The sequence below is a fragment of the Methylotetracoccus oryzae genome (genome assembly GCF_006175985.1).
GTDB lineage: Bacteria > Pseudomonadota > Gammaproteobacteria > Methylococcales > Methylococcaceae > Methylotetracoccus > Methylotetracoccus oryzae.
This window is the reverse complement of the sequence record NZ_SRSH01000001.1, coordinates 64,983-78,384: the sequence shown is the minus strand read 5'-3', so window position 1 is coordinate 78,384 and position 13,402 is coordinate 64,983. Positions and strand designations below refer to the sequence as shown.

11 protein-coding genes are annotated in these 13,402 nt (G+C 63.8%); 4 read left to right on the top strand and 7 right to left on the bottom strand.

Annotated features, from left to right (window positions below; all coding sequences use genetic code 11):
• Nucleotides 1-12: 12 nt before the first annotated feature.
• The 3 genes from hldE to alr are packed head-to-tail and all read left to right on the top strand — an operon-like array spanning nt 13 to nt 3,904.
• On the top strand, nt 13-1,437 hold the full coding sequence (hldE, locus tag BWR02_RS00325) for a bifunctional D-glycero-beta-D-manno-heptose-7-phosphate kinase/D-glycero-beta-D-manno-heptose 1-phosphate adenylyltransferase HldE (protein WP_139555803.1): 1,425 nt from the start codon (nt 13-15) through the stop codon (nt 1,435-1,437).
• Nucleotides 1,434-2,822, top strand: coding sequence for a replicative DNA helicase (gene dnaB, locus BWR02_RS00320; protein WP_139555802.1), 1,389 nt, complete (start codon nt 1,434-1,436; stop codon nt 2,820-2,822). Before hldE ends, dnaB begins: the two co-directional genes overlap by 4 nt.
• Before the next feature lie 2 nt (nt 2,823-2,824).
• The gene (alr, locus tag BWR02_RS00315) at nt 2,825-3,904 is read left to right on the top strand and encodes an alanine racemase (RefSeq protein ID WP_139555801.1); all 1,080 of its coding nucleotides are present in this window, start codon (nt 2,825-2,827) and stop codon (nt 3,902-3,904) included.
• Between the two features lie 45 nt (nt 3,905-3,949).
• Here alr and BWR02_RS00310 read toward each other — a convergent pair whose 3' ends face one another.
• The 3 genes from BWR02_RS00310 to BWR02_RS00300 all read right to left on the bottom strand — a co-directional run bounded on the left by BWR02_RS00310 (nt 3,950) and on the right by BWR02_RS00300 (nt 5,249).
• On the bottom strand, nt 3,950-4,495 hold the full coding sequence (locus BWR02_RS00310; protein ID WP_139555800.1) for a hypothetical protein: 546 nt from the start codon (nt 4,493-4,495) through the stop codon (nt 3,950-3,952).
• Nucleotides 4,492-4,725, bottom strand: coding sequence for a hypothetical protein (locus tag BWR02_RS00305; RefSeq protein WP_139555799.1), 234 nt, complete (start codon nt 4,723-4,725; stop codon nt 4,492-4,494). Before BWR02_RS00305 ends, BWR02_RS00310 begins: the two co-directional genes overlap by 4 nt.
• 281 nt (nt 4,726-5,006) lie before the next feature.
• Nucleotides 5,007-5,249, bottom strand: a complete 243-nt coding sequence (locus BWR02_RS00300) for a BolA family protein (protein ID WP_139555798.1) — start codon at nt 5,247-5,249, stop codon at nt 5,007-5,009.
• Between the two features lie 113 nt (nt 5,250-5,362).
• Between BWR02_RS00300 and BWR02_RS00295 the strand changes: the two genes are divergently transcribed.
• Complete coding sequence (locus BWR02_RS00295) at nt 5,363-5,698, top strand: SMR family transporter (RefSeq protein WP_139555797.1); 336 nt, start codon at nt 5,363-5,365, stop codon at nt 5,696-5,698.
• Between the two features lie 65 nt (nt 5,699-5,763).
• Here BWR02_RS00295 and BWR02_RS00290 read toward each other — a convergent pair whose 3' ends face one another.
• The 4 genes from BWR02_RS00290 to BWR02_RS00275 all read right to left on the bottom strand — a co-directional run bounded on the left by BWR02_RS00290 (nt 5,764) and on the right by BWR02_RS00275 (nt 13,124).
• On the bottom strand, nt 5,764-7,557 hold the full coding sequence (locus BWR02_RS00290) for a DUF11 domain-containing protein (protein WP_139555796.1): 1,794 nt from the start codon (nt 7,555-7,557) through the stop codon (nt 5,764-5,766).
• A 145-nt stretch (nt 7,558-7,702) separates the two neighbouring features.
• Nucleotides 7,703-9,436 carry a DUF11 domain-containing protein gene (locus tag BWR02_RS00285; RefSeq protein WP_139555795.1) on the bottom strand — a complete coding sequence of 578 codons (1,734 nt, stop codon included), beginning with the start codon at nt 9,434-9,436 and terminating at the stop codon, nt 7,703-7,705.
• Nucleotides 9,437-9,519: 83 nt separating this feature from the next.
• Nucleotides 9,520-11,205, bottom strand: coding sequence for a DUF11 domain-containing protein (locus tag BWR02_RS00280; protein ID WP_139555794.1), 1,686 nt, complete (start codon nt 11,203-11,205; stop codon nt 9,520-9,522).
• An 83-nt stretch (nt 11,206-11,288) separates the two neighbouring features.
• Nucleotides 11,289-13,124, bottom strand: a complete 1,836-nt coding sequence (locus tag BWR02_RS00275) for a DUF11 domain-containing protein (RefSeq protein WP_139555793.1) — start codon at nt 13,122-13,124, stop codon at nt 11,289-11,291.
• Nucleotides 13,125-13,402: the final 278 nt, after the last annotated feature.

Sequence of the window (13,402 nt, the reverse complement as noted above, 5' to 3'; positions counted from 1 at the left end):
GACACCTTCCTCATGAATCTCCCCGAATTCTCCACCGCTCGCCTGCTGGTTGCCGGCGATACGATGCTGGACCGTTACTGGTTCGGGCCTGCCACGCGCATCTCGCCGGAAGCTCCCGTTCCGATCGTGCGAATACAGCAGTACGAGGAGCGTGCCGGGGGCGCCGGCAATGTCGCGCTGAATCTGGCCCGTCTGGGCTGTTCCGTGACCCTGGTGGGTTATCGCGGCCGCGACGAGGCCGGCGATGCGCTGTCGGACCTGCTCGAACGATCCGGCGTGCGCTGCCGGCTGGAGCAGCTGCCGCACCATCCGACGATCACCAAGCTGCGCATCATCAGCCAGCATCAACAGCTCATCCGGCTCGACTTCGAGGAACCCTTGATGCCGGAGGAACCGAGCGGGCTGCTGGATCGCTTCGCCGCCGATCTGGCGGACGCCGACGCGGTGGTGCTCTCGGATTATGCGAAAGGCACCTTGAGCCAGATCGAAGCACTGATTGCGCAGGCGCTGGCAGCCGGCAAGCCGGTGCTGGTCGATCCCAAGGGCAGCGATTTCAGTCGTTACCGCCACGCGACCGCTCTAACGCCCAATCTGAGCGAGTTCGAAGCCGTCGCCGGTCGATCCGACGATGAGGCCGGGTTTTGCGCCAAGGCTGCAGCGCTGCTCCAGGAACTCGACCTGGAGGTATTGCTGGTGACTCGCGGCGAGGCCGGCATGACGCTGTTCGAGCGCGGCCGGCCGCCGCTGCATCTGCGGGCCCACGCGAAAGAGGTCTTCGATGTGACGGGAGCCGGGGATACCGTGCTGTCGGTGCTGGCGGCCGCCCGCGCGGCCGGCCAGTCCTGGGCGGATGCGACCCGCCTCGCCAACCTCGCAGCCGGTATCGTCGTCGGCAAACTCGGCACGGCCACGATCAGCGTGGACGAACTGGGGACGGCTATCGAGGGTCCGCGGGCCGAGCACCACGGGGTCGTGGGCCTCGACGAATTGTTGCGACTCGTGGCCGCGGCCAAGGCGCGTGGCGAGCGGATCGTCGCTACCAACGGCTGTTTCGACATCCTTCACCCGGGACATGTGAGCTATCTGCGCCAGGCCAGAGCCTTGGGCGATCGGCTGATCGTACTGGTCAACAGCGATGCCTCGGTCCGGCGACTCAAGGGCGAAGAGCGGCCGGTCAACGGTCTTGACCACCGCATGGACATGCTCGCCGCGCTGGAGTGCGTTGACTGGGTCAGTTTCTTCGACGACGACACGCCGCGCGAGGCAATTTGCCGAATCCTGCCCGACGTTCTGGTCAAGGGCGGCGATTACCGGGACGTCGGCGCGGTCGCCGGGCACGATTGCGTGCTCGCGCATGGCGGGACGGTGCAGTTGCTGGACTATGTCGAGGGCTTTTCGACCAGCGGTCTGATTGCGGCGATTCGGGAAGGAACATGACGGATATTGCCTTTGAGGAGGACCGGAAGGTCGCCGCCATCAGGGTGCCGCCGAACTCGGTACAGGCCGAGCAGTCCCTGCTGGGCGGTCTGATGCTGGACAACGAAACCTGGGACACCGTCGCGGACCGGGTCGGGGAAGAGGACTTCTACACCAAGGAGCACCGGACCATCTTCCGTGCGATCCGGAAGCTGGCGGAGACGCAGACTCCATTCGATGCGGTCACGCTGTCCGAGTGGATGGAAAAGGTCGGCGACCTCGAGTCCGCCGGCGGGCTGGCGTATCTGGCGCTGCTCGCCAAGGAGACGCCCAGCGCCGCCAATATCGCGGCCTATGCGGACATCGTGCGCGAGCGCTCGGTACTGCGCCAGCTGATCCACGTCGGTACCGAAATCGCGGATTCGGCCTACCAGCCCGGCGAACGCCCGATCCAGCGCCTGCTGGAGGAGGCGGAGCAGCGCGTGTTTCAGATCGCCGAGCAGCGCTCGCGCGGCGCAGGCGGTTTCAACTCGATCAAGGGGCTGTTGGCGAAAGCGATCGATCGCATCGACACCTTGTTCAAGCAGGAAGGGCACATCACCGGCGTCAGCAGCGGCTTCACCGACTTCGACGAGATGACCTCGGGCATGCAGGCCTCCGACCTGATCATCGTCGCCGGCCGTCCTTCCATGGGCAAGACCACGTTCGCGATGAATCTGGCCGAGCATGTGGCCATACGCGAGAAGGTGCCGGTCGCGGTGTTCAGCATGGAAATGCCCGGCGAGCAACTGGCGATGCGCATGATGTCTTCGCTGGGCCGGATCGACCAGCACCGGGTGCGTACCGGTAAGCTGGAGGATGACGAGTGGCCGCGGATGACGTCGGCCATTAACATCCTGGCGGAGACGGCGATGTTCATCGACGATACGCCGGCCCTGACACCCACGGAAGTTCGCGCGCGCTGCCGCCGGTTGCACCGCGAGCACGGCCAGCTGGGTCTGGTCGTGCTCGACTACCTGCAGCTGATGCAGTCCCCCGGGAGTGGCGAGAACCGTACCGCCGAAATCTCCGATATCTCGCGCTCGTTGAAGGCGCTGGCCAAGGAGCTGAACGTGCCGGTCATCGCACTGTCGCAGCTCAACCGCAATCTGGAGCAGCGCCCCAACAAACGGCCGGTGATGTCCGATCTGCGTGAATCCGGCTCGATCGAGCAGGACGCCGACCTGATCGTCTTCATTTATCGCGACGAGGTGTATCACCCCGATACGGCCGACAAGGGCACGGCCGAAATCATCATCGCGAAGCAGCGTAACGGCCCGATAGGCACGACCCGGCTGACGTTTCTCGGTCAGTTCACGCGCTTCGAGAATTTCATCGCCGACCCGTATTCCGACCAGGGCTTCTGAGCATGACGCCGGCGGCATTCGCGGAGCTTGATCTCGGGGCTCTGGAGCACAATCTTTCGCGGTTGCGCGAGGCCGCGCCCAGGGCCAAGGTCATGGCGGTCATCAAGGCCAATGCCTATGGCCACGGCATGGTGCGTGTTGCTTCGGCGCTGCCGACTGCCGATGCCTTCGCCGTCGCGCGGCTCGACGAAGGCGTGGCCTTGCGGGAAGCCGGAATCCGGCAACGGATCGTGGTGCTGCAGGGGTTCATCTGCCCGGAAGAACTGGAGTTGCACGCACGCTTCGACCTGGAGCCGGTCATCCACTCGGTGCATCAGATCGACCTCCTGGAGCAACACCCGCCGCGGGACACGCGGCTCGGCGCCTGGGTCAAGCTCGACACCGGGATGCATCGGCTGGGGCTGGATCCGGCCGAGTTCCGGGACTGCTATCAGCGGCTGTCGGGCAATGTTCACTTGAAGGATCCCCTGCCGATCATGACGCATCTGGCCAACGCCGATGTCGTGACCGACACGACGACCGAACGGCAGCTGGCGGTGTTCAACGGCGTCGCCTCCGATCCCGTCGAGCGGGTCGCCGCCAATTCGGCAGGCCTGCTCGCCTGGCCGGCATCGCACGCGGAATGGGTGCGCCCGGGCCTCGCGCTGTACGGCGTCTCCCCATTCCCGTTCCGCTCGGGTGCCAAGGACGGCTTCCGGCCGGTTATGACCTTGAAGACGCGACTGATCGCGATCAAGAACTTGCGGCGCGGCGATCCGGTCGGTTACGGCGGCGACTGGATCTGTCCCCATCCGACCCGCATGGGCATCGCGTCGATCGGGTATGGCGACGGCTATCCGCGGAGTGCCGCCTCGGGCACGCCGGTGCTGGTCAACGAGCAAAGCGCTCCGCTGATCGGGCGCGTATCGATGGACATGATCACGGTCGACTTGACCGAGCACCCGCAGGCCCACGTCGGCGATACGGTCACGCTGTGGGGGCAGGGGCTGCCGGTCGAGGAAGTCGCCCGCCACGCAAACACGATCCCCTACGTGCTGTTGTGCAACGTCACGCAGCGCGTCCGGATGATAGAGCAGCGCTGAGCGCGAGGCTTCCCGAGGGGTTCGCCCCGCGACCGGCTCAAGCGGTCATTGAGCGTCGAACAGATCCGAGGCCACCGCGTCCGCGAAGTCGCCCTCGACCGTTTCCACCGGTGTCGGTGTGGCATAGGCACGTCCCCAGTCAAAGGTCTGTCGGTCGACGACCCGGTCACGGTAACGGTGGGCGCGGGCGATGATGTCGGGATTCGTCAGCAGGCGCCAGCCATCGATATGGGTCTGCCCCGCGCCCGGCGCTCCCGCGGCCTGGCCGCCGTCATAGCGGGTGATCGTCAGCGACAGGTCGAAGCGGCGAGCGGGGCGGGGTGACGGGATCGCGGCTTTCCGCCGGTCGATCCGGTCGCGGAGGGTCTTGGCCAGCCGTCGCAGATCAAGAGCACCGACGTCCAGGCCGGCCACCGCAACGACCTCCACGGCGACTTCGTCCTGGCGGGTGATCCGCTGGTCCGCATCCGGGTCCAGTTCCTGTGACAGCGTCTTGCCGTCCCCGGCGCAGCCCGAGAACAGCGCAGCGGCGAGCGACAGCAGCACGGCCGCGCCGGGTCCGGCGGTCCAGCCTGGGGTGCGAAGGCTCATTTCACGGCGGATTTTACGGCGGTCGGGGTTCGTTTCTCCTTGCGCCACAGCGTCCAGGCCCCGTAGAGCAAGCCGCCCCAGGCGGCGTAGCGGACCAGTGGGGAGGCGACCAGCACCATCAGGCATATGATGATGATGGTGAACCCATCCCACGAGGTGCGCTCGCGCAGACGCGCCTGGATCCAATCGATCGTGAAGTGTACGGCGGACATCACTGGGCTTTCGGACACGGCTGACATCTCCTTCCAGAGCGTTCCTGGTCAACGGTTGAACATGATCATCGTCGCGGCGGTGATTCCCAGGCGGATTCCGGGCGGCCGCGAACTCGCCTCGCCCGTCGAGTGGTGGCTTCCGGCCCTGACGCATCAGGTGCCAGACCGCTGGCCGGCCGCGACTGCCGAAGGATGCAGGGGCTAGGCCGATTGTGCAAGTGCCTTGCGCCGCGCGTCACTCGGCAATCCGGCGTTTCGCGTCAAGCCGGGTAGGTCGGCGCGGTCAACTCCGTCGCCGGCTATCCCTGCCGGGCCTGCCATTCCGCCGGTGTGTGAGCCTTGATCGTGATCGCGTGCAGGGCGCCGGTAGACAGCGGATCCTGGACTGCGCTCAAAACCTGCTGCTGCCGCTTGACCAGCGACAGGCCCTCGAACGCCTCGCTGACGACGATGACCGAGAAACTGCAGCCTTCACCCTCGACGGCAACGTGCGCCTCGGGGAGGACGACCTGAATCAGGTCGCGAACTTCGGATGGTTGCATAACGACGATTTCACAACTTTGGTGGGATTAAGGGGCTTTTCCAGTCCCGGCGCTGCCATCGGCCGGGCGTGATAGTCTACCGCTTCGTGTCGGAAACCTTGCCGGTTTGAAACATGCGCTGGGATTACGTGTATCTGGGGATTGCGATCGCCGCCGAGGTCGTGGCGACCTCGGCGTTGAAGTCTGCGGAGGGTTTCACGCGGCTGTGGCCCTCGTTGCTCGTTTTTGCGGGGTACGCGGTCGCGTTCTTTTTTCTGTCGCTGACCTTGGACTCGATACCCGTCGGCATCGCCTATGCGATCTGGTCCGGCGTCGGCGTCGTCCTCGTGTCGCTGCTGGGTTGGGTGTTATACCAACAGGCACTGGATACACCCGCCCTGATCGGCGTTGCGCTGATCGTGGCCGGCGTGATCGTGATCAACCTCTACTCGAATGCCGTGCGGCACTGAGGGCTACGCCCCGCAGGCACCGCGAGTCGTGCAAGACCTGCGGTGCATCGGAACTGTTGGAGGGGCTAGGGCGCGGCGCTAACATGTAGGCCGGTCTTGTTGTTGCCGGGGTTCGGATCGACCGGGGCGGCATCGACCCGCGCGGAATTCCACACCCGAGTCGTGCCGGCCGAGCGGGGACGCAAGGTCAGGGTGACGGTCGCGTCGGCACCGGCCGCCAGCGTTCCCAGGTAACAGACCTTGGGGGCTCCGGCGCTGCAGGTGCCCTGGCTGGGTACCGCTGAGGCCTTCAACGGTCCGTCGACCAGCGTGACGTCGCTGGCGGCGTCCGGGCCGTGATTGGTTACGGTGACGGTGTAGGTGATCGGGCTGGACGCCGGGAAGGGCGACGGGCTGACGGTTTGGGTCACAGCCAGGTCGGCCGTGGCCGAGCGATCGATCAGGCGGTCGCGAACCAAGATATCGGCAGTGGGGCCGTTTTTGTCGCCCGGAAGCTCAGTGTTGTCGTTAGACTCAAAGGCCACGAAACGTCCATTAGCAGAAATATGCGGGTAGAACGCACCGTACCCAAGGCGTGAGCTACCGCGGGTGATGCGGGTCGTCTGGTGGTTCAACCGGTCGTGCACGTAGATATCGGGGCCCCCAATAACCATGTCGCCGGGGGCGAGATTGGACGCAGCAGAGTGGAACGCGATGTAACGCCCATCCGCCGAGAGGCCGCCAACATCGGATGTGGCGTTCGCTTGACTGCCGTCGGAAGCGACGCTGACTCGGCTCGTCTGGCCGGACTTGCGGTCATGGACGAAGACGTCGATTTGTTCATTGGTGTCGTCAGGGACAAAAAAGCGATAGTCGGAAGAGAAGGCAACAAACCGTCCGTCAGCCGATATCTTCGGACCGAAGGACTGGGAGTCAGCCATGCCGGTCTTGGAATAGTGGGTGATGCGCGTGGTCTCATGTGTCTGCCGATCGTGAACATAGACGAATGACCTTCCAATGCCATCCCCAGGTGCGAGGTCGGCCCCGTAGGACACAAAGCCGACGTACCGTCCGTCGGCGGAAAGCGCAGGCCCTCCCGAAGCGGATTGTGCCTGTAAGCCAGCAGAAGTGATGCTGACTCGCGTCGTTATGCCGGTGAGTCGATCATGCACGAATACATCGGATGTGTTGTTGGTATCGCCAGGAACGAGATTGTCGGCCTCAGACGCAAAGGCCACGAAACGCCCATCCGCGGAGATGCTCACGCCGGATGAGAAGTTATTGCCCTGTTCGCCCAGGGAATCGACGCTGACACGCGTCGTGATGCCGGTGAGCCGATCATGTACGAAAACATCGCTCGTGCCATTGGTGTCGCCAGGGACGAGATTGGTAAACAAAGACCCGTAGGCCACGAAGCGGCCGTCGGCAGAAAATGCCGTGCTGGAGTAATAGTTTCTGCTGCCTTTAACCCTTCCTTCTTCTCCCGTGGAGGCGACGCTGACGCGGGTGGTCTGTCGCGTCAGCCGGTCGTGAACAAAGACATCGATGCTGCGGTTGGTATCGTTCGGGACGAGATTACCGGCATCGCTGTTAAACGCCACGAAACGCCCGTCCGCGGAGAGGCTCGAAAAGATCGATAAGAGTTTGCCCTGGATACCCGTGGAATCGACACTGACCCGGGTGGTCTCGCCAACCGCCTGGACCTCGGTGGCCAGGGTCAAACCCGCCGCGAACATCAGTGGCGCCACACGTAGGGCTGCGGTGCGCGGGTGAGTCTCTGCCGTCGGTGCCTGGTGTCCGGCGGCTGCCCTGGCTGGACCGTTGTCGCCTGGAAATGCGCGCCCGTTCGGATTGCCATTCCCTGGGATAGGGGTGTTCATGGTGGATTCTCTCTATCGAAAGTCAGTGAAAAAGTCGTCGTGTTAAACGGCGGTTGCCTGCCGCTCCTGCACTGTGTGGCAGTTAGCGGCAAGCCGGCACCGCGAGTCGTGCAAGACGTGCGGCGCGTCGGAACTGCTGGACGGGCTAGGGCGCGGCGCTGACATGCAAGCCGGTCTTGTTGTTGCGCGGGTTCGGATCGACCGGAGCGGCGTTGACCCGCGCGGAATTCCATACCCGAGTCGTGCCGGGCGAGCGGGGGCGCAAGGTCAGGGTGACGGTCGCGTCGGCACCGGCCGTCAGCGTTCCCAGGTAACAGACTTTGGGAGCTCCGGCGCTGCAGGTGCCCTGGCTGGGTACCGCTGAGGCCTTCAACGGCCCGTCGACCAGCGTGACATCGTTGGCGGCATCCGGACCGTGATTGGTTACGGTGATGTTATAGGTGATCGGACTCGACGCCGGGAAGGGCGACGGGCTGACGGTCTGGGTGACGGCGAGATCGGCCGTGACCGAGCGGTCGATCAGGCGGTCGCGAACGAATACGTCATAGGTACCGTTCGTGTCGCCGGCAGCGAAGTTGCTGGCCGCCGAATGTTGCACGATGAAACGCCCATCGCCGGATATTCCGTAGGACAGCGAGTGGGAATTCCCCTGCTCCCCTTTGCTGTTGATGCTGAGAGACGTGGTTTGGCGCGTTACGCGGTCGTGCAGGAATACATCGCCGGATCGATTGGTATCACCGGAAACCAGATTGGTGGCAGACGAGAAGAATGCGACGAAACGCCCATCGGCGGACAAGCGTGGAATGGTTGAATAGTCGTTGCCCTCCTCGCCGTTCGATCCGACACTGACCCGAGACGTCTGGTGGGTCTGTAGGTCATGAACAAAGACGTCCTCCCTGGCGTTCCAGTCGCGCTGGACCAGACCTCTCGCGGTGGAGGCGAATGCGACGATACGCCCATCCGCGGAGATATCGATGTGAGTAGGGCTCCCGCTAACGCCTTGTTTTCCTGAGGAGTCTACGCTAACCAGTGTGGTCTGGTGTGTCTGCCGATCGTGCACGAACACATCGTAGTTGCCGTTGGTGTCGCCAGCAACGAGGTTGCTGGCGCCAGATACGAACGCGACGATACGCCCGTCGGCGGAGATCCGAGGAAACTCGGAATGACCATTTCCCTGGCCGCCCGACGGGTCTCCGCTGATGCGCGTCGTTTTATGGCTCTGTCGGTCGTGAACAAAGACGTCGGTCACGCCGTTGTTATCCCCTGCCATGACCTGATCGGCGAACGATTCGAACACCACGAAGCGCCCATTGCCAGATAGGGAGAAAGAAACCTCTCCTCCAGGATTCAGCGGCAAGCGTGAGGTTTCATGGGAGAGGCGGTCATGTATGAAGATGCCCCATGTACATCCCGAGCAATTGGGGTTTAGATCGAGCTCGGGCGAGGCGAAGGCGATAAAGCGACCGTTCGCCGATATGGCAGGAAGGCCACCCGACCCGCGATTCATTTGATGGCCAGAAGAATCGACGCTGACGCGTGTCATCCGTCGGGCGCCGCGGTCATACAGGAAGGTGTCGGTTAAACCATTGGTGTCACCCGGGACGAGATTGTCGGCATCCGAAGCAAACACCACGAAGCGGCCGTCATCTGACAGCACTGCGCTGCCCGACCAGGCGTTCCCCGGCTGTCCTGCTTCGTCGGCGCTGATCAACGTCGTTTCCCCGACCGCCAGGACATTGCTCGCTGTGAGCGCCAACGCCATGCCCAGGAATTGCCAGAGCGGGGCGCGATCAGGCTTCGTCGATTGGCTGGATGGCGTGCGGGACGTCGCCTGTATGATGGCGTCGCCGTGATGCCTGCAAGCGGTTCGCGTGTTCATGGTCTGCTTTCCGTTGATGTCAATCGAGGTCGTTCAAGTACAGGGGGCAGGGCGCCTTTGTCGGGTCGACCGCGTCGGATGCATCAGCGTGTGGTTGTGGCTTGAGAGGCTGCATCCACCCGGACTGTCGAACGGTTGTTGCCGTTGTCCGGGTCGACCGGAGCGGCGCTAATGCGCGCGGTGTTAGACAGGCGCGGGGTGCCCTGCCACTTGGGTTGTAGGGTCAGAGTCAGGGTGGCTTCGGCGCCGGGCGCGAGCGCACCGAAGTAGCAGACCAGCGGTGCACCCTGGCTGCAGTGGCCCTGGCTGGGCGTGGCGCTGCTCACGGTCGCGCTGCGCAGCGCTGGGCTGTCATAGAGCGAGACTTCGTCGGCGGCATCGGGCCCGTGGTTGACGGCCGTCACGGTATACGTCACCGGGGCGAGCGGCTCGAACGCACTCGGGCTGACGGTCTGGGTGACGGCGAGGTCGGCCGTCGCCGAGCGATCGAGCAGGCGGTCGCGAACGAAGGTGTCAAATTTCTGCGCGGTGCCGGAATTAGTGGTGCATTCGAAGCCAACAACCCGGCCGTCGGCCGATACACCGCCGTTGCGGCAGAAGCCCGTGGGGCCCGGTAGCTCATCGGTCACCAAGGCTGATCGGCCGGTCGTCGAGTCGTAGAGTTGTACGGTCGCCGATAGAAAAGAAACAAAGCGCCCATCGGAGGAGATCAGGGGACGCGAGCCGCCGTCCCGGGTCGGCCTTCCTGCGAAGTCGACGCTGGCGAGGATGGTTCGTTCGCCCTGCCGATCCCGAATGTAGACGTCAGTAGTTCCGTTGGTGTCGCTCGGCACAAGTGGCATTCCGGTAGCAAACGCGACGAACCTGCCATCGGCGGAGACGACCGGATCGAAGCCGGCTTCAAAGACCGGGTTGTTGGCAGCGTCGAAACTGGCCAGCACCGTCTCGCGCGTCTGACGATCATGCAGATAGATACCTCCATCCGGAGGTGCTGGTATACCCGGTAAAGGGTTACTGGAACCCTTGCTGAATGCGATGTAGCGGCCGTTGCCGGAGATCGCGCAGTCCATCGAATCGGCACGCAGAAACTGATTGCCAGCCGAATCGACGCTGACACGATCCGTCCGGCCGGTGACCCGGTCGTGCACAAACACGTCATTCCGGTCATTGGTGTCATCAGGCACCAGGTTACTGGCAACGGACCAAAAGGCCACGAACCGACCATCGGCGGAAATGGATGGCCAAGCCGAATTGGCATTACCCTCATTACCCGAGGAGTCGACGCTGACGCGTTCCGTGCGACCGGTTTTCCGATCGTGCACGAAGATATCGGCCGCGCGATTGTTGTCTTGCGGGACGAGGTCGCGGGCAAAAGACTGAAAAGCCACGTAACGGCCATTCGCAGAAATTGCCACTCGCAGACCGATGAACGTATCTCCCTCACTTTGCTGGCCGTTGGAGGTGACGCTGACGCGGGTCGTTTTCCCGGACACTCGATCGCGGACAAAGGCATCCCAGGCGTTATTGGTGTCATCCGGAACCAGATTGCCGGCACCTGAAATGAAGGCGACGTAGCGTCCGTCGGCCGACAGGGCGCTCTCGCGAGAGGACTTGTCACCGCGCTGCCCCGTTTGGGACACACTGACGAGCGTGGTCTCGCCGGCGGCCAGCGCGTAATCGGTCATCATCACCAGCACGAGTGGCAGGCAGCGAAAGACGGGCCACATCGCCCTGCGGGCTTCTTGAGAGGAACGGGGCGGTGTCTTCATGGTCTGTTTTCCGTTGATTTCAATGGAGTTCGCTCAAGTACAGGGAGCAGGGCGCCTTTGTCGGGTCGACCGCATCGGATGCATCAGCGTGTGGTTGTGGCTTGAGAGGCTGCATCCACCCGGACCGCCGAACGGTTGTTGCCGTTGTCCGGGTCGACGGGTGATGCGCTGATGGAGGCGGTGTTCGACAGGCTCGGAGTGCCTTGCCATCGGGGTTGCAGGGTCAGTGTGACGGTGGCTTCGGCGCCGGGCGCGAGCACACCGAAGTAGCAGACCAGCGGGGTGCCCTGGCTGCAATGGCCCTGGCTGGGCGTGGCGCTGCTTACGCTCGCGCTGAGGAGTGGCGGGCGATCGACGAGCGCGACCTCGGTGGCAGGATCGGGCCCATGGTTCACGGCCGTCACGGTGTACGTCACGGGGGCGAGCGGCTCGAACGCACTTGGGCTGACGGTCTGCGTGATGGCCAGGTCGGCCATTGCGGTACGGTCCACCAACCGGTCGCGGACGAAAATGTCGGTGGCTCCGTTGGTATCGCGGTCAATCAGGTCGCTGGCATCCGAGGTGAACGCGACAAAGCGCCCGTCGGCGGAGATCGACGCAGGAACGAACGAGCCCGCGTCGCCGGCAACTCCGTCCGGATTGCTGCTGATCCGCTGGGTCTGCCGCGTCAGGCGGTCGTAGACGAAGACGTCGCCGGCCCGATTGGCGTCATCGGAGGCGAAGTTCGGGTCGAGCGAACCGAATGCGACGAAGCGGCCGTCGGCCGAGAGCCTGGGCTCCAGCGCATTGGCGAACGGCAGGGCGGTTCCCGACCGTACACTGGCCAGAGTGGTCATACCATTCGATCGATCGTGCACGAAAATGTCGTAGACGCGATTGGTGTCGTTGGGTACGAGATTGTCGGCGCCTGAAGAAAATGCGACGTACCGCCCGTCGGCCGACAGGTCTATGCCCCGCAACACCGATCCGTTCTGCTCGGCGCCAGCCGAATCGACACTGACACGGGTGGTTTCCTGCGTTTGCCGGTCATGGACAAACACGTCGGCTTTGTCGTTGGTATCGCCGGAGACCAGTGCGTTGGCACTCGACGTGAAGGCCACGAAGCGGCCATCGGCCGAGATAGCCAAACCGTTGTCGCTATAGGCCAACGCCGACTGTCTGCCCCGGGAATCGACATTGATGCGCTTGGTCTCGCGCGTATTTCGGTCGTGGACGAAGAAATCGCGCTCGCCGTTGGTGTCGCCGGGAACGAGATTCGACGCCGCCGAACTGAAAGCGATGAAGCGACCATCTGCCGAGAGGGCGATCTCGGGACCTGAAGACAGATCGCCCTGCGTTCCGCTCGAGTCGATGCTGGCGCGAGTCGTCTCACCCGTTTTCAGATCATGGACGAAGACATCCGCCGCGCCATTCGTGTCGGAAGGCACGAGATTGCCGGCAGATGAACGGAAGGCGATGAAGCGGCCATTGGCGGACAGGGACGGTGCATCCGACATCGCGTCAGTTTGCCTGCCATCCGAGCCGACGCTGATCCTGATGGTTCGTCGCGTGGCCCGGTCGCGCACGAACACATCCGATACCCCGTTCGTATCGCCTCCCACCGCGTCGCTGGACCGCGAAGCAAAGGCAACATAACGTCCGTCAGCAGAAACGCCGGGTCGCTCATAGCTTGACAGCCCGACGCTGCTGCCCGAACGTTCACTGATCCGGGTCGTTTCGCCGCTCGCGGTGGCGCTTGCGGCCGCCACCAGCAGCAACGGGGTCAGCATCAGGCCAATGTAGCGACCTGTCGCCGCCGCAGGCGGCTGAGAGGAGAGCGATGGTAACGGGTGGCGCGGGTGCGAATGATGGGCGCTCGGCTGACGAACGGCGGGCCGGTCCGAGACGGACGGCGCGCGGGAAAACGTGATCGAATCCATGGGTGTCTCCTGACAATCCGCTGCGGGGTTATTGATAGTCCCCCCAAAAGCCGGTTCGCCTTCCCCCGAACCGAGCGGCATCTGTGCTCCGACCCCTCCCGGACAGGCATACCCTTGCGGCCGCCTGTTGTCGAAGCATTATGTCGGCCTGGCCGACGCCGATTCCACTATATCAGATTCTTCTTGCAGCCTTGATCGCGGCTTGGCCTGAGGTGCGCGGCGCCTGAAGTGCCAGGCCGGGCATCCGCGCGCGATCGGGGCAGGGAGTTCGTTTTTTG